This window comes from Chryseobacterium tructae (assembly GCF_030409875.1).
GTDB lineage: Bacteria > Bacteroidota > Bacteroidia > Flavobacteriales > Weeksellaceae > Chryseobacterium > Chryseobacterium tructae.
This window is the reverse complement of sequence record NZ_JAUFQR010000001.1, coordinates 4383561-4406761: the sequence shown is the minus strand read 5'-3', so window position 1 is coordinate 4406761 and position 23201 is coordinate 4383561. Positions and strand designations below refer to the sequence as shown.

Sequence of the window (23201 nt, the reverse complement as noted above, 5' to 3'; positions counted from 1 at the left end):
TTATGCTATTATGCTGCTGTCAATCGCCTGGTTATTCCAGGAAATATGTTGTATGTTTTTGTTTGTATCAAAATAAAAATCTATTCTACCCAAAAGAAGCCCTGCCCATCCCACTTGGTTAACAAGAACATTTTTGCCCTGTCTGTTGGTGAATGTCTGAGGTTCTGGTAAGAATGTATGAGTATGCCCACCCAGAATAATGTCAATATTTTCTGTGCTGGCAGCTAAAATTTTATCACTTATTTTATTCGGTTCATCTTTGTAATCATATCCAATATGTGAAAGACAAATGACAAGATCACATTTCTGCTCTTTTTTTAAAAAGTTTGAATAATGTTGTGCTACCTCAATCGGGTTAGAATAAACCGTTTCTGCATATTGCTTTTTACCTACCAGCCCATCCAATTGAATGCCTACTCCAAAAATCCCAACTTTGATTCCGTTTTTGTTAAAAATCTTATATGGAGATGTTTTTCCGTCCAGAATGGTATTTTTAAAATCATAATTTGAACAGATAAAAGGAAACTGTGCATTGGGGAGAACTTTTAAAAAGCCTTCAAGCCCATTATCAAAATCGTGATTTCCCATGGTAGAAGCATCATACTTCATCATGGACATTAATTTGAACTCCAGCTCACCACCAAAAAAGTTAAAATAAGGCGTTCCCTGAAAGATATCTCCTGAATCAAGAAGCAAAACATTGCTTTCCTGATTTCTGATTTGCTGAATTAAGCTGGCTCTTCTTGCAAAACCTCCCTGATTAGGATTTTTTGTATAACTTGCATCAAAAGGTTCTATTCTGCTGTGCTGGTCATTGGTATGAAGAATGGTTAGTTTATTTGCAGACTTTAAGTCAAGAATTTTTAATTCTTCCGCCATCATCATATTGGGAGCTAAAGCCATTGCTAAAGATCCACCACCTATTGCTTTTAAAAAACTTTTTCTATCCATTACTTTTTACCGATAAAATTTAAACGTACATCTGTAGGAGAAACGATCTCAGGATTTCTTTTGAAATAATCAATGTATAAATCTCTAAGTTTAATTCCTGTAGGAATTGATTCTCCTTTTGCAAAGAAACTCATATTGTCACCTCCCAGAGCAAGATAGTCTGAAGTGGCAATGTAGTAGTCTTTCCCCGGATCTACTTCTTTTCCGTTAATTAAAGATTGGGTTAATTGTCCGTTTTTCGTTTCAATATATAAATGGGAAACCGGATTGTTCACCTGTGTTTTTGCGTAATATTGAAAAAGCCCCGATAAATCTGCTCCTTTCATCTTTACAATGATCAGTTCATTTTCGAAAGGCATTACCTCAAAAAGATTTTTCAGCATAATATCGCCCTTCCCAATAGTGGTACGAATTCCTCCAATATTAATTAGAGCTGCATCTACATTTTGTTTAAGATGGGTTTTTGTCCATTCATCACCTCCTTCAAGTGTATAATCTGCTAAAAGATTCCCCAGATTGCTGTTATCTCCCTGTTTGGTAAGGTCTGTATTGGTATGTGAGATTTTTTGGTTCATCTCTTTATCCAATTTTTGCTTATAAGGTTCAATAAATTTTACAAACTCCTCATCATTCTTTAGCTCATTATTAATAGAAATATTCTTCTGGGTCTTTACATTCACAAGCTGCGGCGTAGAAGCCGTTTTGCATGCAGTAAGAGATGCCAGAGCAATTCCTAGTAACAAGAATTTATTTTTCATATGCTGTAAATTATTTTTTATAAAGGTCATATGCAATCGCTGGTTATTTCAATGTTTTTGTAAACAATCTAAGGTATAGCGATTTCATAATATCTTTTAGTATATGCAAATATAACTATATGTATAATAAAACATTATTATTTATTATAAATTCTTATTGTAAATGATTAAATTTGGCAAAAATAATTCGAACAGATGAGCATTTTAAAAGGAGTAGGTGTTGCGTTGGTAACACCCTTTAATGAAGATTTATCCGTTGACTTCGACAGTTTAACAAAACTGATTGATTATAACATTGATAACGGAACCAATTATTTGGTAGTATTAGGAACTACGGCTGAAGCCGCAACGCTTTCTGATGATGAGAAGAAACAGGTAATTGAGCATATCATTAAGGTGAATAATAAACGTCTTCCTTTAGTTTTAGGAATAGGCGGTAACAATACTCTTGAGGTCAAGAAACAGATTGAAGAAGCAGATCTTTCTGCATTTGAAGCTGTACTTTCTGTGTCTCCATATTATAATAAGCCAAACCAGGAAGGTCTTTACCAACATTATAAAGCATTAGCTTCTACGGGTAAAAATATTATCATCTACAATGTTCCATCCAGAACAGGACAAAATATTGATGCAGATACAACAATTCGTCTTGCAAAGAATTCCCGAATCTATTAATGATTAAAGAAGCTGCACCAAATATCTTGCAGTATTTTGACATTCTTAGAAAAAAACCGGAAGGCTTCTCGTTGGTTTCCGGAGATGATGAATTTACACTTCCTGTAACATTAGCAGGTGGAAATGGTGTGATTTCTGTGATAGGACAGGGGTATCCAAAAGAATTCTCAACTATGGTACAGTTGGCTTTTGATGGTAAAATAAAAGAAGCTTATGAGATTCACAATAAACTGGTTGAAATTACCCGATTGATTTTTGCAGAAGGTAACCCTTGCGGAATTAAAGTAGTACTTACTGAAAAAGGAATTATCAAAAATTATCTGAGACTTCCATTAGTTCAGGCATCAGAAGGACTTTATGCAAAAATTAAAGCTGAAATGGCAAACATTTAATGGATGAAAACGCTAAACGTTGAAGTTCTTTATGTATTTCAACTATTTAACGGGAAAAATCATTAATCAAATATAAAAGTGAAAAGTTCAGGCTTTTCACTTTTTTTAATCATAATCCATAAAATATGAAATTAATACAAGCAACAAGGGAGGATATTCCCTTGATTCAGGATCTGGCAAAAAGGTCATGGAAAAATGCCTATGCAGAAATCCTTTCAGAAGAACAAATGGAATATATGCTTTCTGAAATGTATTCGGAACAAGAGATTGGAAGTCATCTTCAGAATCCCAACTATCATTATTATCTGATTTTAGATGAAAATAATGATTCTTATGAAGGATTTATTGGATATGAACATCATTATGAAGATAAAACCACAAAGCTTCACCGGATTTATCTGGTTCCGGAAAGCAAAGGAAAAGGATTGGGGAAAAAGGCACTTCAGTTTTTAAATGATAAAGTTTCTGAAAACGGTAATAAGAGAATTATCCTTAATGTAAATAAATATAATGCTGCAAGAAACTTCTATGAGTCCCAAGGCTACAAGGTTTACGGTGAGGGAGTATTCGATATTGGGAATGGATTTGTAATGGATGATTTCTTAATGGAATTCCTAATTCACGAATAATTGACTTAAAATTTTGTAACTTTATCCCGTAATTCTATAACAGGTGATTTCTATTTTTGAATCATCTTTGTTTCAGAACCAAATCACTTATTTAATAATACATTCATATGCTTGGTTTTGAGCTAACATAGCTTTTTATCAGTATATTTTTTTCATCCTTAGTGTTTAAATTCCTGTATTTTCGAATACAGGAGTTTTTGCGTATTTATATTATGTTAAAAAAATATTTTCTATTTCACATTTAATTGAAATAAATTGTTATATTTACTAAAAAAATAGGCTTACTTATACCAGGATGAAAATGTACGTTAAATTTGATTTCAATGCCCTTTGTAAAAAGGTATTGGACGAAAAGCTGAAGGAGCACGGGTTGAAATACCGGTTGCTGAACTTCGGTGAGGTGGAGTTCTATGAACCCTTTACGCAAGAACAACATAATCTTTTCAAGAAAAATCTTGGAGATTATGGTATTGAGATCATAGAAAGCCAGAAAACAGCTTTGGTACAGAAAATAAAAGATGCCATTGTAGAACTAGTCTTTTCCGAAGAAATTATTCCGGTAAAAGCATCCATTTATATTTCTGAAAAACTGAATCACAGTTATGGGTACCTTTCCAATCTGTTTTCAGAAGTTGCTTACACTTCCATAGAGAATTTTATTATTCTCCAGAAAATAGAACATGCAAAAGCACTGATTATAAGAAATAAGCAAAGCCTGACTGAGATTGCTCATAAGCTGAATTATTCGAGTGTGGCTCATTTAAGTACTCAGTTTAAAAATACGACAGGAATTACCCCCTCACAGTTTCAAAAGATCATAGGAAGAAGAAGAAGAGCCCAAAGCACGGCAATAAACCCTAAAATGCAGTATGAATAAAGAATTTCTGAACGTAATTGTAGCAGATAACGATGAAAATACTTTAATTTTTTTTAAAAATATATTTAAAGAGCTGAAAATTTCTATAAAAATTCAATGTTTCCATAACGGTATAAGTCTCATGGAATATCTGAATAATAAAGATGCTGTAGTTCCCGAGATCGTTTTTATTAAATATACTATTCCCGGAAAAAACAGCATGGAATGTATTGATGAGGTAAAAGCCAACCCAAAGTTCAGTAACATGGTGACCGCTATTTATGATGATGATATTTCTGAAAATGAAATTGAGGAAGCCTTCGTAAAAGGAAACAATATCTGTATAAGAAAACCTTCTGATTTGAAACTTTAAAGAAGGTACTTACAGATGTTATTACAATAAACTGGCAGTATCATACTTCAGGATTGAATAAAGATAACTTTATTCTAAAAGTATGATGAATAGATGGTTTTTTGCTTTTCTATTTCAGAAAAGTAAAAGCTATTTAATGTATAATATTCACTTTAAGGTGAAAATTTTATAACTAATAATTGAAATAATATAAAAAAGAAGAGCGTTAATATTCGGACATTTGTAAATGTAAACTCAGTGACACAAATTTAAATATATAGATGAAGATACAGATGAATGAAAAGTAATTGTTTCTACAGAAAATATATAAAATCACGATGTAAACAAAATGAGTTATATTCATTTCCAATTTTAAAGCATAGAAGATCTTTAAACAAAACGGTACAATCATGAAAACTTGAAATAGTTGGAGATATTTTTATTCGTTTCATTCCCTCATCTCCAGCTAGACACAGTTAGTTTTTATAATAAGCAAGTTGGAAAAATAATTCATTTTGTTTTTTTATAATTTATTTTAATAGTGAAGGCTATCTTCAAATAATATATAGATATTTTCACACCACATCACAAAATATTAAGCATGAGCTATTAAAATAAATTTTTTAAGCAGACCAAAAGTAATTTCTTCTAAATAACAGTTTTATAAGGGAACCACAGGAATATTTTTTCTGTGGTTTTTTTTTATGAAATCTTACTCCATTTGTTTTTCCCTTTGTAATACTTTATATAGTAATTTTTTATCATCAGATTGTCTTGTCTTGTCAACATCGGGTCTGCTTCCAATATTTTGTCAACCGTATTTTTGGTTGTTTTAATAATCGCAGAATCATTCACCAGATCCAGCCTTTTAAAATCTACAACACCACTTTGCTGAGTTCCCAAAATATCACCGGGGCCACGAAGTTGCATATCTACTTCAGAAATTTTAAAGCCATCATTTGTTTCAGTCATCGTTTTAATACGAGTTCTGCTTTCTTTAGATAGCTTATCAGAAGTCATAAGGATGCAATAACTCTGTTCAGCACCTCTTCCTACACGTCCTCTAAGCTGATGAAGCTGCGAAAGGCCAAACCTTTCAGAACTTTCAATAACCATTACGGAAGCATTAGGAACATTTACCCCTACTTCTATCACAGTTGTTGCTACCATAATTTCAGCTTTTCCCGATGCAAAATAAGCCATAGCCGCATCTTTTTCATCCGGTTTCATTTTCCCATGCAGCATGGTGACATTGTAATCAGAGAAGAAGTCCATGACGTGTTCCAGCCCTTCCATTAGGTTTTTATAATCCAAAGTTTCAGATTCTTCAATCAATGGATATACAAAATAGACTTGTCTTCCTTTTTTAATTTCATCTTTACAGAAATTATAAACATACAACCTGTCTTTCTCTCGTCTATGAGCGGTAATAATCGGTTTTCTTCCAACAGGCATTTCGTCAATCACAGAAACATCAAGATCAGAATAAAAGCTCATCGCCAATGTCCTTGGAATAGGTGTTGCTGTCATCACAAGAATATGGGGTGGGATCTTATTTTTTGCCCAAAGTTTAGCCCTTTGTGCTACTCCGAATCGATGTTGCTCATCAATGATAGCGAGGCCAAGATTTTTGAATTTAACCTTATCCTCCAGAATGGCATGGGTTCCTACAAGAATAGAAAGTGTACCATTTTCCAGTTCTTCATGAATAATTCTTCTTTCCTTTACTTTGGTGGATCCCGTCAACAAGCGAACATTGATTCCTGTTTTTTCAAGCAAGTCTTTTATTCCATTATAATGTTGCTGGGCCAAAATTTCAGTAGGAGCCATCATACAGCTTTGGAATCCATTATCCATAGCAATAAGCATGGTCAATAAGGCAACCATAGTTTTTCCGGAACCTACATCACCCTGTAAAAGCCTGTTCATCTGAATAGGTCTTTTCATATCCATTCGGATCTCCTTTAAAACCCTCTTCTGAGCACCGGTAAGTTCAAATGGAAGATGATTTTCATAGAAATCATTAAAATGATCACCTATAATAGGGAAAGGATTGCCGTAAGATTGTGTTTTATGGTGAAGCTTTTTTAAGGCATATCCCAATTGAAAAAAGAAAGATTCTTCAAATTTTAGCCTAAAATCTGCCTTATCAAAATGTTCCTGATCCTTAGGAAAGTGAACATTAAGGAAAGCATGCTGTCTGGACATAAATTTGAAAGTTTTCATCAGATATTCCGGAAAATTCTCTTCAATAAGATTAGGAATCTCTTTGCAGATATTTCTTAAAGCATTTTGAAAAAACCTTTGGTTAAGCCCTCTTTTAGTCAGTTTCTCAGAACTTGGATAAATCGGCTTGAGTCGGGTTTCACCTTCTTTCTTTTCCTCGACCTCAATCTCAGGATGGGGCATGGAAAACTGACGGTTGAAAACATTGATTTTTCCGAAAATATAGACCTCACGATTAATAGGAAGTTGCTCTTTTAACCATTTTGAATACTGAAACCATACAAGATCCATACTCCCTGTATCATCATTGAATTTGGCAGTCAGCCTTTTAATTTTTCCAGTTTGAATTTCCTGAACCTGTGTAATTCTTCCTTTAAATTGAATTTCCTGACTGGTTTCTTCATGAAGCTGAGAAATCTTATAGATTTTACTTTTATCCAGATAACGAAGAGGGTAGAAGTTGAGCATATCTTCTACAGTGGTTAGCCCTAACACACTTTTGATGAGTTTGGCTCTTTCCGGACCTATTCCTTTTACATATTCTATGGAAGTTTCTAAAGTCATTTTCTTATCTGAGATTCGAGAATCGAATATTGTATGAAAAACAAAGGTTCGAATTTCGGTAAAATAAAAAAGACTTCCAAAAAAAATTGAAAGTCTTAGTTTATATAAGGTAATTAAAGTTTAAAAACGTTAATTATTTAGTCTTTGATTTTAGATTTGAACTTTTTCTGGTAATCTTCCCATTGCTCTCTGGTACGGATCTTTTTAAAGAGATCCTTTGAGATAAGTTCCAGATAAGGTTCCAATTCCTTAGCAGATAGCTCTCCTTGAAGAATAGTGATCGGATCACCGTGTTCATCCAAAAATACAGTACTTGGAACAGCACTTACATTCATATATTGAGTAAATTCATGAAGGGAATTTCTTCCTTTTTTTTGTTCTGTATTAGGATTGGAAAATGTTCTTCCAAAAATTTCAATACTCTTTTTTTCTTCTGCATTAAACTTTACAGGATAAAAATTTTCATTGAGGATTTGTGCTAGAACAGCATGTCCGTATGTTTTTTTGTCCATTATCTTACACGGGCCACACCAGTCTGCATAAAAATCAATAAGAATTTTTTTTGGATTTTCTTTCTGAGCTTTTAGAGCCTCTTCAATAGTCATCCATTTAGTTTGTGCAAAACTAAAATTTAATAATAATAAGAGAACTATGCTTAAAATTTTCTTCATAATTTGATATTTACATAAAAATAAGCATAATTACTTATTTTTTTATTTTACATCCTGCATTAATTTTTTCACGAGTGAAGAAAGCAATATTAATACCACTCCTGCAATTAATGCATAAATACCCAGTGTTTTGTATCCATCTGTGTATGCTAATAGCTTACTCATATTAGTATTTCCTGTATTGGATTCAGATAAGCTGGCTCCAATTTTTCCAGCAGCAAACTGTCCGAATGCGCTTGCTAAGAACCATAACCCCATCATCATTCCAAACATTTTTTTAGGAGATAATTTGGTAATGATAGACATACCAATTGGCCCTAAACATAATTCTCCGAAAGTAATTACAAGCCATGTAAATGTAAATAAGTTAAGTGAAGATTTTCCATCAGCGCCTGCAAAATATCTTAGACTATAGAATAAGAAGAACCCTGCAGCCAGAAATAAGAATCCAATTCCAAACTTATTAATGGTGTTTGGTTCAAGTTTCTTTTTGTTTAGGCCAACCCAAGCCAGGCCGATAAGGGGGCTAAAAATAATGATAAAGAAAGAATTGGCACTGTTGTTAATAACATTCGGATCCATCCCAAACCCCAGTAAGCTATGTACTAGATTATCTTTTGCAAATAAAGAGAGAGATCCGCCACTTTGTTCATAAATTGAATTAAAAACAAAATACATGAATATAAATACAAATGCTGCAATCAGTTTCTTTTGATAAGAAGAGGTTTGTTTTAAAGTTTCCATGATAAAATAACCTACCGCTGCAATACCAATTAAGTACATGAAATAGTCTGTAAAACTTGTATTTTTAACCATGATAAAGATAAGAGGCATGCTTAATAGCGCACCAATATATACCAATACTTCACGTAATGTTCTCTTCGATTTTGGAATAAATTGTAATGGAGAATCACCAATAGGGCCTAATGTTTTTCTGGTAGCAAAAAAAGTGATCAGACCTAAAACCATGACAATAGCAGCAGCCAGGAAGCACCATGACCAAGAATGATATTTTCCAAGATAAACACACAGCGCTCCACCTAGAAGTCCTCCAATGTTGATTCCGGCATAGAAAAGTCCATATCCGGCATCTCTTCTTGGATCATCTTCTTTATAAAGCTCACCAACCATAGATGATATATTAGGTTTGAAAAATCCGGTACCTATAATAGAACAGGTGATCCCAAAATAAAAGAAGTCGTGTGGAGAAAGAGCAATAATAAGATTTCCAACTGACATGATGATACCTCCGAAAACAAGAGACTTTTTGAAGCCTAAAATTTTATCAGCAAAAATACCTCCAATAAAAGTAAATGCATAAATAAAAGCCTGTATGGCTCCATACTGTAAATTAGCTTTGTCTTCCAGTAGTCCTAATTGATCTACCATGAAAATGGTAAGAACTCCGCGCATACCATAAAAACAGAAACGTTCCCACATTTCTACTGTGAATAAGGTCCAAAGCTGTTTTGGATATTTTCCTTTGAAATCTTGTATTTCTTCTAGAGTTAAGCTCATAATGATATATGATTGTTTTAATTAAGGGTTTTTATTATCCTGATCCAGTTCAAAACGGATTCTGTCCTGATCGATGATTTGTTTTAATTCTTCTTCTTTTGGGAGATACAGCAGGTATTTGCTGGCAAATAAATTATTTTTATCATTGAGTACGGAATATTTTACAATGGTTTCATCCTTTTCGGAACACAGTAAAATACCAATGGTGGGATTGTCTCCTTCACCTCGTTTCATATCATCATACATTCTTACATACATATCGATCTGCCCGATATCCTGATGAGAAAGTTCTCCGGTTTTCAGATCAATAATGACGAAACATTTTAATATATAATTGTAAAAAACCAAATCAATATAGAAATCAGAGGTGTCTGTAGAGATATGTTGCTGTCTTGCTACAAAAGCGAATCCTTTTCCGAATTCCAGCAAAAATTTTTGAATATGGTCAATGATTGCGGTTTCAATTTCTTTTTCAGAAAATTGTTCATCCGCTTTTAAACCAAGAAATTCAAAAATGTAAGGATCTTTTAAAACACTGTGAATGCTTTCAGTGGAAGATTTTTTATGTTCTAAAACTCTTTCGTAAGCCAGGGAATTGATTTGTCTTTTTAAGTCTCTTGAGCTCCAATTATTTTGAATAATTTCCTCTATATAGTAATTGATTTTCTGAGTATTATCTATCTTAAATAATAATCTGTAGTGCGTCCAGCTCAATTCGTGACGCAGTGCGTCATATATTGGAAAAGTTTGATAAAAAGAACGCATATTTCTCAAATTACTTTCATCAAACCCTTTTCCAAATTCTAAAGTAAGCTTCTGAGAGAGATTCTTTAAAGTATATTTTCCGTATTCAGCGCGTTCTTTTCCCTGTTGTTCATTTTCAACAATTAGTTTTCCAATCTGCCAATAGGTAAGCAGTAACGTAGAATTCGCTATTCGAAAAATCTTTTCGCGCGATTGTCTAATGATTTCCTTTACGGATTGGAATAAAGAATCTTCGGAAATTTCCATCATACGAAAATAAAAAAAACCTCTGACTTAGCAGAGGTTTTATTCATATTTTGTTAACGCAATTAGTTTACACCATGCATCATTTTCTTTAAGATAGGTGAAAGTAAACCTAAGATTACAGAAGCAATACCACAAAGTATCACAAATACCATGAAGAATTCAAATAAATTATGGATTTGAAATCCTGCAAATTTGTTGTATTCTACTTTGATTATATTGTCTGATTTTAACTTTGCCAATTCCGTATCTGATGGATAAGAAAGCTGTTCAGGTTTTATTTCTGCATTTTTATCTGCTTTCTTGATATCATTGATTGTTTTGTTATTGGCTTCAATAACTTTATCAAGTTTGATTCCCGCATTATCTAGAGCTTCTTTATCTACTTTAGCAAGGTTATATTGTGCCAAAACAAATAATTCCTTAGGAGAAGCATCATGTTTTTTATCTAACACAGCTTGTAAATCAATACCTTGCTTTTTAGCAGTCATAAATTTATCACCAGTTGCAGGTAGAATAGAACCTAATGTCCCTGCTAATGCATATCCCGCAGCATTAGAAATAAAGAAAACACCATATAGTAAAGAGGCAAATCTCTTTGGAGCCAGCTTACCAACCAATGATAATCCGATTGGAGATAAACAAAGCTCTCCACAAGTTTGGATGAAGTATAAAAGCATTAACCATTTGATGGCCAATAGACCTGAACTTCCCAAATCTTTTACGTTGTGGGCGATGATGAAATAACTTAAAGCAATTAAAGCAAGACCTATAGCTTGTTTTAAGGGAGAAACAGGCTCTTTTCCGTTGGCTCTTAGCTTATCCCAGCACAAACTGAAAGGAACGGCTAATATAACAACGAAGATTCCGTTGAAAATCTGAACCATTGAAGGAGGCATATTCCATCCGAAAATATTTCTGTCAGTCTGGTTATCTGCAATGAATGTTAATGAAGATCCTGCCTGTTCAAAAGCTGCCCAGAAAAAGATAATGAAAAAAGAAACGATGTAGATTACCCAGATTCTTTGTTTCTCAATCTTGTTTTCAGCAGAAGACATAATCAGGAATGCTAAGGAAATACCCGCTGCATAGATGAATGGATAAATAATTCCTTTAATCATTTGTCCCATTTCTACTGAGTTAAATCCAAATTCACCTACCAATAAATATCTAAATACGAAGAATAAAGCGACAAATAAAACTCCGGTAATTCCTAAAGATTGACCTGAGAATTTTGCAGTTTGAGATTCTCCTTCTTCAAAATCAGCTGTTGTACTGTTTTTAGGTAATCCTCCAATAGGGCGACCTTCAGGAGTTACTACGTATTTATTTTTAAGGATAAAGAATGTTATAGTTCCAATTAACATGGCAATGGAAGCTGCTAAGAATCCCCATTTGAAAGCAAAAATATCTCTTACTCCTGTTGTAGCATCTTTTACGTCTCCTACGTAAGGGCAAATAAACTGACCTAAGAATGCTCCGATGTTGATCCCCATATAGAAAATGGTGAATGCAGAGTCTAATTTAGATTTTTCTTGTTTTGGATAAAGGCTCCCTACCATTGAGGAAATGTTAGGCTTGAAGAATCCATTACCAAAAATGATAACAAATAGTGCCAACCACATAATCATTTTAGCACTTCCAATATCCGCAGAGAAAGTTGAGGCACTGATGAACAATAAGAATTGGCCAATTGCCATAAGGGCTCCACCCACAATAATAGCAAATCTGTTTCCGATATATTTATCAGCAATAAACCCACCTAAAAGCGGTGTTAAATAACATAAAGCTAAAAATCCACCATAGATAATCGCTGCATCAGCTTCTTTTATCAATAAGGAATTTACCATAAAGAGCGTCAAAAGTGCTCTCATTCCGTAAAAGTTGAAACGCTCCCACATTTCCGTTCCGAATAGAACCCATAATCCTTTTGGATGTCTGGAGCTCTTATTCTCTACCAATTCATCCGGTTTCGGACTTATTGCTTCAATATTATCCATTTTCTATTGTTAATTTTTGTTAAGACTGACAAATATAGTTTATTTTGGGTTTTTGGCAAGATTTTAATTTTATTTTTAAATAAAAAAGCTGCGGACGTAGTCCGCAGCTTGCTATTCTTTATAAGATCAGGGATTAATGCCCTTTTTCCTTCATGATTTTATTTAATCTTTTTAACATGGAAAGGCCTAAAAGTGTAGCAAATATTAACAAAGCGAAATTCACAAGGAAATAATTCGTCTTGTTTTCATAGCTATACCATGTGCTTGCCAGAATTCCAGAAAGTTTGTTTCCTACAGAATTCGCGAGGAAGAATCCACCCATCATTAAAGCGGTAATCCTTGCAGGAGAAAGTTTGGAAACAAAAGAAAGTCCCATTGGAGAAAGACATAATTCCCCAATAGTGATTACACCGTAACTTGCTACTAGCCATAATGGAGAAACTTTTACAGATCCATTATCTCCAGCCATTACCGCTAAAACCATTACAAGACATGATAATCCTGAGATAAATAGCCCTAGAACGATCTTAGTAGGAGTTAAAGGTTCTTTTCCTTTTCTTCTTAACAATGCCCAGAATCCTACCACAACCGGAGTTAATGCAATGACCCAGAATGGGTTGATAGACTGGAATAATTCCGTATTATATAAATAGACTTTACTTTCAGGGTTTTTCTCAAGGGCAGCACGTTGCTCAGCAGAGATATTTTTAAAATAAACATCTTTTCCTGTTTCTTTTTTAGTATCTCCATTGTCGTCTTTTTGAGAACGGAACTGGTTGTCATACACAGGAACCTCTTTGTTTTCGTAGCTTTTTCCTTCAACCATATAGATTCCTTCCAAAGGTTTCTCTAAAGAAGCAGGAACACTTCTGTCTGTATAATAATTAGCCCATCTTGTTAAAGCAGTACCATTCTGTTTGAAAACGGCCCAGAAGAACATACTGATCAGAAATACAGAAAGTAATGCACCAATTGACGCCTTTTCATCAGGCTTAGCTTTAAAGTAAAGAGAAGCATAGAAATAAATAACAGGAACACAGGCAAAAATAAAGGCATCTGTACTGTCACTTCCAAAAATATTATTGGGAATAAACCATCCGATAGCTCCGAAAGCAATAGCAGGAACAAATACTTTAAGCATGATCTCAGAAAGTTTTGTATCACCCTCCTGTACAGGCTTCATTTGAGCAGCATGGATGTAATGTTTTCTTCCGATGGTAAAAATAACCATACCAATCAACATCCCAACTCCGGCAGTGATGAAGGCTTCACCCCAACCGAATTTGTTTCGCATAAATGCCGCAATAATGTTACAGATAAATGCCCCGATATTGATTCCCATGTAGAAAATATTGTACCCTGAATCTTTGTTGGCTTTGTAAGGTTCCTCAGAATAAAGGTTTCCTAAAAGGGTAGAAATAGTAGGCTTAAAGAAACCATTTCCAATGATAATTAATGCAAGGGATGAGTAAAATAAAGGTAAATCCTTGAAAACACCCATTCCGATATATCCGGCAGCCATTAAGAAACCTCCAAGATAAATAGACTTGATGTATCCTAAAACTCTATCAGCTAAGAATCCTCCAATAAATGGAGTGAGATAAGTTAATGCAATATAAGTTCCGAAAATGTCATCAGCAGTTTTGTCAGGTAGTCCCAAACCTCCTTTCATACCGGTAGGTTCAATAACATACAGAACAAAGATTCCAAGAATCAGGTAGTACCCGAAACGCTCCCACATTTCTGTAAAGAAAAGGTAAGGCAGCCCTTTAGGATGTTTAGTCTTCATATATTCAAATTTCAATTCCCCCAAAAATAAGTTTTTAATTCCAATTGATAAAATAAATAATACAACCCTAAATGATAAATGAAATAAATATAAAGAAGGCGTCTCCTCGTGAGACGCCTTCTTTATATTAGATTGTATAAAGCCGAAGCTTGATCTATAAATTGTTCAGGATGAAATCTGTCATTTTCTGATACAGTTGCGGTCTTGTCTGGCCTCCATAAATTCCGTGGTTTTTATCCGGGTATGCCATGAAATCAAACTGTTTTTTGTTTTGAATCAAAGCTTCAGATAATTCCATAGAGTTTTGGAAATGTACATTATCATCAGCAGTTCCGTGGATTAAAAGAAATTTTCCTTTCAATAATTTGGCATATTCAGTAGGCGAGTTCTTGTCATATCCGTCAGGATTTTCCTGAGGCGTTCTCATGAATCTTTCCGTATATACAGAATCATAATATCGCCAGTTGGTTACCGGTGCTACTGCAATTCCCATTTTGAAAACATCAGCTCCTTTTGTCATTGCTAAACTGGTCATATAACCACCAAAGCTCCATCCAAACATTCCGATTCTGCTCTTATCAACATAGGATTGATTTCCAAACCATTTTGCAGCGGTAATCTGGTCTTCGATCTCATATTTTCCAAGGTTCATATAAGTTACTTTCTTATATTTTGTTCCTTTATAACCTGTTCCACGTCCATCTACGCAGGCAACGATATATCCTTTTTGTACAAGGTGATTGAACCACATTGTATTTCCATTGTCCCAGGAATTTGCTACCTGTTGAGAACCTGGTCCAGAATATTGGAACATGAACAACGGATATTTTTTATTAGGATCAAAGTTTTTAGGCTTCATTACCCATGCATTCATTTGATCACCTACCGCATTAGGAATGGTGATGAATTCTTTTTCAACAAAATGATCTGCTTTCAATTTCTGAAGCTGATCGTTATTGTTTTGAAGTTCTTTTACTGATTTACCATTCCCATCTTTTAAAACATAAGTATGAGGTTTGGCTGCCGTAGAAGATGTTTCGATGAAATAATTGTAATTTTTGCTGAAATTTGCAGAGTTATTTCCTTCTGCATTAGAGATCAGCTGAGACTTACCGTTTTCAATATTTACTTTAGAAACTACTTTATTGATGCTTCCTTTTTCAGTAGTCTGTATATAGATTTCTTTAGACTTTGGGTTGAAACCATAATAATCTGTTACTTCCCAATTTCCTTTTGTAACTTGTTTTTTAAGTTTCCCATCTTTATCATACCAATATAAGTGACGGTTTCCATCTCTTTCTGAGGCCCAAAGGAAAGAATCATCATCAAGAAATTCAATGGTTGGACTATCGTTTTCAATCCATTGAGCATCGGTTTCTGTGAATAATTTTTGTACTGCTCCTGTTTTAGTATTTACTTTTAATATATCTGAAGCATTTTGAATTCTTTCGGATGTGATCAGCACTACTTCGTCCGGTTTTGCCGTCTGAAAAACATTAGGAATATAATAATTTTTGAAAGAACCTAAGCTTAATGGCATTACTTTTCCTGTATCAACACGATATAACTGGGCAGAAACGATAGAGTTTTTTTCTCCTGCTTTAGGATATTTGTAACGCATCTCAGTAGGATAAAGGCTCTTTCCATAAATAGGAATGTAAATTTCCGGAACCTGGCTTTCGTCAGATTTTACAAATACAATAGCATCAGAGTTTTTCGTCCATTCATATTGCTTTGCATGTCCGAATTCTTCTTCATATACCCAGTCTGCTAACCCATTAAGAATAGCATTTTTCTTACCATCAGTAGTAATTTGTGTAATCTTTCCGGAAGTTAGATCCTGATAAAATAAATTGTTATCAACAATGAAAGCTACTTTGGTAGCATCCGGTGAGAAACTAGGTTCCTGAACTGGCTTTCCTTCATTTAAACTGATTACTTTTCCTGATTTTAAATCTTTAACATCAAATTTCCCAAGGAAAGAATGTCTGTAAATGGGCTGGCTTCCAACCTGTAAAAGAATTTTTGATTCATCATCAGAAAATATATAGCTTTCAAAGCTTCCATCTACAAGATTTCCTTCTTTTTGAGATGTTTTGTAAGAATATTTTGCAATTCCTGACGGTTCAATTACCAAATAATTTTCTCCGTTTTTCATGGAAGTAATCCCTGCAATACCTTTACCACGGTAGTATCCTGAATATATTTTATCTAAGGTAATTTCCTGTGCAGACACATGATGAAATGCTGCTGCTATAGTAAGAGTTAAGAGTAGTTTTTTCATTTCTAATTTTAATGATTCCAAATTTAATGAATCTTACTTACATAACCATAGAAAACAAAATCAGAAGATGATACATAATTTTTATAAAAAAGCCAATTTGGCAAAAAAATTGAATATATATAACTACCAATCAATCAAAAAGAATAATTATGGAAACGAATGCATACAACCAGAAACTGAACCGTTATGTGTTGAACGACAGGATTGTTTATACAGGTTTTTCCAGTTTTGATGACGCTCAGCAATGTGCCAACAAAAAAGACGGAATATTAGTGGAAGTAGGGTTTAAAGATGGAAACGATAACCCCGAAATTACAGATGAAGCAGGGTTGATAGAAAAAAAACTTCATTACTATGTGTATGCAGGCGATGAGTATAAATTTATCCATTCCTCTGATCCCGGATTTAGAAAATATGCAGAAGAACTGCAGAAAATTAAAGCAAAAAATGATAAAACGAGTCCGGATGAAAGATATTTTGCCAATTTTGAGATTGAAAATATAGAAGATCCGATCATTGTGATCAAAAATGATCAGTTCCAATCGGTAACGTCAAGAGAACGTTCAAAATATTTGAAACATGCCAGAGTTTATGAACTAGGGGTATCCCTACCAAAATCTTAAAAAAATTATCATGAGCAAGACTAAATATTCAGATAAGGCTCAAGACAAAGTAGGAAAAGTAATGCACGAATTCAAGGAAGGAAAACTGAAATCTTCTTCCGGAAAGAAAGTGACAAGCAGAAAGCAGGCGGTGGCCATCGGTATTTCTGAAGCAAGAGAAAAAGGTCTGAAAGTACCTCCCAAAAAGAAAAGTAAATAAAATAGAAAAATGCCCGGAAATTTTCCGGGCATTTTTCTATGGGTATGCTAATGCAGATTAATTATTGATCTGATTATACAATATTCTGTAATATTCATCGGCCATTCTATCACTATTGAACTGATCTTTTACATCGTTCATTGCATTGTGTTGGATTTTTCTCCATTGATCCGGCTGATCATAATACATAGGAAGGATTTCATTTTCAAGGATCTCATATAATTTGTTTAAATCATAATTGTCCTGTTCGTAGATGCTCATATTCAGGTAATCTGCTTTTGGAACTACGAAAGAATTTTCTCCATGTTTGGCAAATTCCGGGATCCAGCCGTCGTCTGTGGATAAGTTGACAGAGCCATTCATAGCAGCCGTCATTCCTGAAGTTCCAGAAGCTTCCCTTGGAACTCTTGGATTGTTTAACCAAAGATCAGAACCTTGCTTTAATGACTTACTTAGAGAAAGCTCGTATCCCGTAAGAACAGCCATATTTTTATGATTTTTGCTCTCTTCAACCAATGTGTTAAACGTTGAAATTGCTGAATAATCCATGGGATAAGGTTTTCCTGCCCAGATAATCTGTACCGGGTATTTTGGATTGTTCAGAAGTCTGTAGAACCTGTCCTTATCATGTAAAAGTAACTCTGCACGTTTATAACCCGCAAATCTTCTCGCCCATACAATGGTGAAAATATTAGGATTGAAAAGATTTCCGGTCTGGTCTGCTACTATACTGAATAGTTCTTTCTTTAGATGCTTTTTACGATAATCGAAAACAGTTTCATCATTTTCGTCTTTGGCATTGTAAAGTGGTTTGTCTGCCCAATATTTAAAATCTTGAGCATTGGTAATAGAGGTGATTTCACAAATTCCCTGATATTTATTCCACATAGTACGCGAAACTACTCCATGAAGCTGAGAAACACCATTGGCGATTCTTGCCATTCTCAGAGCACAAAGAGAATGGTTGAAACGCTCATCATCTGTTCCTTCAATAGCCTTTACCTCTTCCATGCTATAGCCAGAAAAATAAGACATATCATAGCACAGTCTGAAATTATGTTTTTCATTTCCTGCTTCTTCCGGAGTATGCGTGGTAAAAACCAGCTTTTCTTTAACTTTATTAAGATCACCGTTGTATTTTCTTAATAAATAAAATGCAGCCGGAAGTCCGTGAGCTTCATTTAAATGGTAAACATCTCTTTCGGTGTTCATTTCATCTAATAATTTAGCACCTCCCTTTCCAAGTAATATATATTGAGCCAGTTTAGTAGATTCATTGGCATCATACAGCTTGTGGCAGATTGTTTTTGAAACATGATCGTTTTCAGGAACATCTGTAGAAAGAAAAAACATAGGTGCCGTATTGAAAATTTCGGGATCAAGGTACCATACCTTTACCCAAACAGGAGCACTGTGAATTTCAATTTGAAACTTGATTCCTGTATCTTCAAGGAAGCTGTACATCTTTCTTGTCCATACCGGCTGTAAGGTTTGATCATGGTTTCTGGCCTGATCATAATATCCGAATTTCCAAAGGATACCAATTCCGATAAGATCTTGCTTTAGATTGTAAGCACTTCTCATATGAGATCCCGCTAAAAAGCCAAGTCCGCCGGAGTATATTTTTAACACCTGCTCAAGGGCAAATTCCATTGAGAAATAGGCTGTTTTTTTTGAATATTGGGGATTGATGCTGTAGGGTATTTTAAAATTCCTAAAATCCATAGAATGCTGTTTGTGTTTGAAAAGACAAAGGTATTAATAATGAAAATAAACTTTACATTAATTAATCGATAAATTAATTTTAAAAGTAGGCGTTGAATAGTTTTTTTACTTACCTTTAAGAGTGTAAAATTTTGATTATCAAAAACTTTTAATGATGAAAGCCAATGGCTGCATGTGTTTAATTAAATAAAAAAATCACACATGAAAAAGACGTTTTCTGATGAAGATCTGATCAAGAACCTAAGTTTATATTACCTGAATCGGCATTTGAAAAAAAAGCCCATAGAAAAGTATCACCGTACCATAGATGAATCTCCGCTTCATGATCGTGAAAAATACCGAAAGAAGTCAGAGATCCTTCTACTCAATTCTTTTATGCATCATTTTCCTGATGTGAAATTTGAAAATCTTACCTGCGAGAGTCCAGACTTTATCGCAAAATTAAACGACAAAAAAATCGGAATAGAATTGACTGAGGTGATCAATCATCTGGAAATGAAGAAGGTAGAAAGTACTTTGAATAAAATGTTCCGTCAGGCAGAAATATTATTAGAACAAGAAGACACTACGAAATATCGTGGTGTTTATTTTTTAGAGTTTCACCCTAATGTAAAGTTGGATAACCTGGAAGAACAGGAGGAAAATATTATCAATATTTACAAAAGTATCAAAAAGAATAAAGGAATAGGGTGTGTGAAAAGCGTGAGGAAATCTTTTCACCGAAGAAATGTTTTTATCACTCATGAATACAGTATGAATCTTTTCGATGAACTCTGCTCGGATAAAATTCTGGATCTTATCGAAAAGAAAAATGAAAAATTCCCTTATTATGATAGTACTGTAGATGAATGCTGGCTGGTGATTGTTTCAGATATGAACTCCATTGCATCAAGATATACATTTATTCAGGATAAGGAGCACTTACAAGAAGTGAAAAGCCCTTTCCATAAAATTTTTCATCTGGAAAACCTCTGTGGGAATATTACGAGTATAAAATAATAGGTTTTGGTATTAATTTGGTAATTTATTGTAATTTTTATTTTAAATGTCGTAAAAATTTTTTGATTTTGTTTATTTGTAATTAAATAAATAGGTATATTTGGTTGGAGTTGGGTATTTGTCTGACTCAAAATAACTTAACCATAAAAATCAAATATATCTATGAGAAAAATTTTACTATTTACTTTTTTATACATTTCCCATTTCTTATACTCCCAGGCAGATTGTGCTACAGCATTGGCTGTTTGCGGAAATTCAAATATTACTTACAGCCCTTCAGGATATGGTAATATCAAAGAGATGGTAAATTCTGGAACTTGTATAGATATAACAGGGGAGCATAATTCGATCTGGTATAAAATTACGATTGCCACAGGAGGTACTCTTACATTTGATCTGGTACCTAATAACCCTGATGCTGATTATGATTGGGCTATCTTTGGTCCTAACGTGAATTGTGGAAGTCTGGGATCTGCCATACGGTGCAACGCTGCAACAGTGGTTGGAGTGGGGGCATCTACCGGATTAAATATGACCAGTACCATTACCAATGGAATAGGAGGATCAACAACTCCTTATTGTCGGTATTTGGATGTTTTACCAGGACAAACCTATTACCTGTTTATTGATAACTGGGTGAGCAGTACGAGTAGTACAACAGCTCCTTTTTCATTAACATGGGGCGGAACAGCAACCCTGGCGTCGCCATTTACAGATCCTACTATTCAACCTAATCCTTTCATTCCTCCTGGGATTCCGGCAGCTAATCCTGCTGATCCGAGAGAAGTTATTATTTGTGGAAATCCTGTTATCTTTAATTTGGCAACATTATCAGCTGGAATTATTAATGGGAATTCCGGTTTTAGTGTAAGCTATCATACCAATGCCAATGATGCATTAACGATAAATAATCCTATTACAGCTCCTTTAAAGGTTAATACTACAACAGTATACTATTATAGTATCAGTTATACAGACCCTACTAATCCAAACAGCCCACTTAATAAATGTAAACAAACGGGAATGTTTAAATTTAAGGACGGTTCTATTACCGTAAAAGATGCAACATTAATAGAGTGTAACAATAATAATGCAGGAGTAGCCCTGTATGATCTGACAACAGCTGATGTGATAGCAGCAACCAATGTTTCGAAAAAGTATTATAACAGTATGTTTGATCTTAATTCGGGAATTAATGAGATCACCAATCCCACTGCATTTACCTCTGCGGAAGGAACTGTCTATGTAAAAGTGACTTCTGAGTATGGTTGTACAGGTATTGCAAAGATTATATTAAAATTTCATCCGGTAGTTTTTGCCAAAGATGCTTCACTTACAGAATGTTTCATAGAATCTAACCCGAGTACCGGATCTTTTAATCTTGCAAACGCTCCGGTAACTACTCCAGACAATACTAAAAATATTATCCATCCGAAGCTAATGCCCTCCATCAGACTAATGAAATTCTGAATCCAATGACTTATATTGCCCCTAATGGAGTAGTATATGTAAGAGTTACAAATGCCAGAGGGTGTTATGCTGTGGTTAAAGTGACTTTAATAGTGACCCCTCCGAAGTATTCTGACGTGCTTAAAGATAAAATCATTTGTGTAGAAAGTAAAACTACTCTGGATGCCGGGCCGGGATTCAAAAGTTATCTGTGGAGTACAGGAGCTACTACCCAAACTGTTAATGTTGGAGTCGGGGAATATTGGGTGAAGCTTAAAACCGGAGACTGTTTTACGAAACAAACCGTAAAAGTAATACCAGCCGAACAGCCTGTTATTTCTGATATTGAAGTTACCAATACTACGGTGACGGTATCTGTCATAGGAGGTAATCCTTCTTATCAATACTCATTGGATAAAATGGTATGGCAAGATTCTAATACCTTTACCAATCTTTCAAGAGGAGTGTATAAGATATTTGTAAAAGATACTTATAATTGTGATCCTATAATCGTTGAAATTGTGGTTCCCAATCTGGTAAATGTAATCACTCCAAATGCAGATGGTGTAAATGATGTAATTGATTATTCAGCATTAGCCGGTAAGCAAAATCTCGTTATTAATGTTTTTGATAGATATGGAACTAAAATCCATCAAGCTGATAAAGTTAATGGGTATAAGTGGGATGGGACAGTAGCAGGAAGAAAAATACCTACCGGAACCTACTGGTATTCCGTATTATGGAATGAGAATGATAAAAGAAATACCCCTGTTAAATTTACAGGATGGGTATTGGTTAAAAACCGGGAATAGTTCTTATTGTAGATAAAGTACATAGATAAAACCACTTCGGAAGAGGTGGTTTTTCTTTTCATTTTTTTTACATTAGTCATCAAAATAGAAAGAATGAAAGACCTTTTCGTAAAACGCTTTGAATATTATAAATCCCTGGGTGATAAATCATTTGAACAGTTATCTGATGAACAGATTTTTTGGAAATATAATGAAGAAAGTAACTCCATTGCGGTTATTGTACATCATCTTGCAGGAAATATGTTATCAAGATGGACTAATTTCCTTACTGAAGATGGTGAAAAATCCTGGCGCCACCGTGATGAAGAATTTGTAAATACTTTTAAGACCAAAGATGAAGTTCTTGCATTTTGGGAAAAAGGCTGGAAATGCTTTTTTGAAGCGTTAAATCAGGTGAATGAAGGAAACCTTTATTCTACAATCTATATCAGAGGAGAAGAACATACTATAATGGATGCTATTTTCAGACAACTGGCTCATTACCCATACCATATCGGGCAGATAGTTTATATCGCTAAAATGATTAAAAATCAAAATTGGAACACGCTTTCTATTGCCAGAAACAAATCCCAGGAGTTTAATGCTGAAATGAAAAGCAAATTTTCAGAGGAAGAACGGAAGGATAATTCGTCACCTGTCTGTTTTCAAAACAGCCCTGAAGTAAGAGACGAATATAAACAATAGACTGAATCAATCTTGCATTCTTATTAAAATTACTATC

At 34.2% G+C, this 23201-nt stretch carries 19 protein-coding genes and 1 pseudogene; 10 read left to right on the top strand and 10 right to left on the bottom strand.

Annotation, left to right across the window (positions count from 1 at the left end; all coding sequences use genetic code 11):
* Positions 1-951 carry a bifunctional metallophosphatase/5'-nucleotidase gene (locus tag QWZ06_RS21820; RefSeq protein WP_290301098.1) on the bottom strand — a complete coding sequence of 317 codons (951 nt, stop codon included), beginning with the start codon at positions 949-951 and terminating at the stop codon, positions 1-3.
* A complete protein-coding gene (locus tag QWZ06_RS21815) occupies positions 951-1709 on the bottom strand; it encodes a 5'-nucleotidase C-terminal domain-containing protein (protein ID WP_290301097.1) in 759 nt (252 codons plus the stop codon). Before QWZ06_RS21815 ends, QWZ06_RS21820 begins: the two co-directional genes overlap by 1 nt.
* Before the next feature lie 195 nt (positions 1710-1904).
* Between QWZ06_RS21815 and dapA the strand changes: the two are divergent.
* From dapA to QWZ06_RS21795, 4 genes and pseudogenes are all read left to right on the top strand, one after another.
* A pseudogene (gene dapA, locus QWZ06_RS21810) lies at positions 1905-2776 on the top strand (4-hydroxy-tetrahydrodipicolinate synthase).
* A gap of 125 nt (positions 2777-2901) precedes the next feature.
* On the top strand, positions 2902-3405 hold the full coding sequence (locus tag QWZ06_RS21805; RefSeq protein WP_290301096.1) for a GNAT family N-acetyltransferase: 504 nt from the start codon (positions 2902-2904) through the stop codon (positions 3403-3405).
* Between the two features lie 295 nt (positions 3406-3700).
* Entirely contained in the window at positions 3701-4282 is a 582-nt protein-coding gene (locus QWZ06_RS21800) for a helix-turn-helix domain-containing protein (protein ID WP_290301095.1), read from the top strand.
* Complete coding sequence (locus tag QWZ06_RS21795; protein WP_290301094.1) at positions 4275-4634, top strand: response regulator; 360 nt, start codon at positions 4275-4277, stop codon at positions 4632-4634. The genes QWZ06_RS21800 and QWZ06_RS21795 overlap by 8 nt, the downstream gene beginning before the upstream one ends.
* 681 nt (positions 4635-5315) lie before the next feature.
* Here the strand turns inward: QWZ06_RS21795 and recG are convergent.
* The 7 genes from recG to QWZ06_RS21760 all read right to left on the bottom strand — a co-directional run bounded on the left by recG (position 5316) and on the right by QWZ06_RS21760 (position 16673).
* Complete coding sequence (gene recG / locus QWZ06_RS21790) at positions 5316-7403, bottom strand: ATP-dependent DNA helicase RecG (RefSeq protein WP_290301093.1); 2088 nt, start codon at positions 7401-7403, stop codon at positions 5316-5318.
* Between the two features lie 137 nt (positions 7404-7540).
* Positions 7541-8074 (bottom strand): thioredoxin family protein, encoded by a 534-nt coding sequence (locus QWZ06_RS21785; protein WP_290301092.1) that lies wholly within the window; start codon positions 8072-8074, stop codon positions 7541-7543.
* A 42-nt stretch (positions 8075-8116) separates the two neighbouring features.
* On the bottom strand, positions 8117-9592 hold the full coding sequence (locus QWZ06_RS21780) for a peptide MFS transporter (RefSeq protein WP_290301091.1): 1476 nt from the start codon (positions 9590-9592) through the stop codon (positions 8117-8119).
* A gap of 21 nt (positions 9593-9613) precedes the next feature.
* Positions 9614-10606, bottom strand: a complete 993-nt coding sequence (locus QWZ06_RS21775; RefSeq protein WP_290301090.1) for a PDDEXK nuclease domain-containing protein — start codon at positions 10604-10606, stop codon at positions 9614-9616.
* 59 nt (positions 10607-10665) lie between these two features.
* The gene (locus tag QWZ06_RS21770; protein WP_290301089.1) at positions 10666-12600 is read right to left on the bottom strand and encodes a peptide MFS transporter; all 1935 of its coding nucleotides are present in this window, start codon (positions 12598-12600) and stop codon (positions 10666-10668) included.
* Positions 12601-12733: 133 nt separating this feature from the next.
* On the bottom strand, positions 12734-14389 hold the full coding sequence (locus QWZ06_RS21765) for a peptide MFS transporter (protein ID WP_290301088.1): 1656 nt from the start codon (positions 14387-14389) through the stop codon (positions 12734-12736).
* Between the two features lie 154 nt (positions 14390-14543).
* The gene (locus QWZ06_RS21760; protein WP_290301087.1) at positions 14544-16673 is read right to left on the bottom strand and encodes a S9 family peptidase; all 2130 of its coding nucleotides are present in this window, start codon (positions 16671-16673) and stop codon (positions 14544-14546) included.
* A 149-nt stretch (positions 16674-16822) separates the two neighbouring features.
* Between QWZ06_RS21760 and QWZ06_RS21755 the strand changes: the two genes are divergently transcribed.
* Positions 16823-17296 carry a hypothetical protein gene (locus QWZ06_RS21755; RefSeq protein WP_290301086.1) on the top strand — a complete coding sequence of 158 codons (474 nt, stop codon included), beginning with the start codon at positions 16823-16825 and terminating at the stop codon, positions 17294-17296.
* Between the two features lie 10 nt (positions 17297-17306).
* Positions 17307-17495 (top strand): DUF6496 domain-containing protein, encoded by a 189-nt coding sequence (locus QWZ06_RS21750; RefSeq protein ID WP_290301085.1) that lies wholly within the window; start codon positions 17307-17309, stop codon positions 17493-17495.
* 57 nt (positions 17496-17552) lie between these two features.
* On the opposite strand, the gene glgP is transcribed toward QWZ06_RS21750, so the two are convergent.
* Entirely contained in the window at positions 17553-19220 is a 1668-nt protein-coding gene (glgP, locus tag QWZ06_RS21745; protein ID WP_290301084.1) for an alpha-glucan family phosphorylase, read from the bottom strand.
* A gap of 201 nt (positions 19221-19421) precedes the next feature.
* Between glgP and QWZ06_RS21740 the strand changes: the two genes are divergently transcribed.
* From QWZ06_RS21740 to QWZ06_RS21725, 4 genes are all read left to right on the top strand, one after another.
* On the top strand, positions 19422-20219 hold the full coding sequence (locus tag QWZ06_RS21740) for a hypothetical protein (RefSeq protein ID WP_290301083.1): 798 nt from the start codon (positions 19422-19424) through the stop codon (positions 20217-20219).
* A 162-nt stretch (positions 20220-20381) separates the two neighbouring features.
* Positions 20382-21689 carry an FIDD domain-containing protein gene (locus QWZ06_RS21735; RefSeq protein ID WP_290301082.1) on the top strand — a complete coding sequence of 436 codons (1308 nt, stop codon included), beginning with the start codon at positions 20382-20384 and terminating at the stop codon, positions 21687-21689.
* Between the two features lie 5 nt (positions 21690-21694).
* Complete coding sequence (locus tag QWZ06_RS21730; RefSeq protein ID WP_290301081.1) at positions 21695-22480, top strand: T9SS type B sorting domain-containing protein; 786 nt, start codon at positions 21695-21697, stop codon at positions 22478-22480.
* A gap of 93 nt (positions 22481-22573) precedes the next feature.
* A complete protein-coding gene (locus QWZ06_RS21725; protein WP_290301080.1) occupies positions 22574-23164 on the top strand; it encodes a DUF1572 family protein in 591 nt (196 codons plus the stop codon).
* Positions 23165-23201 lie beyond the last annotated feature (37 nt).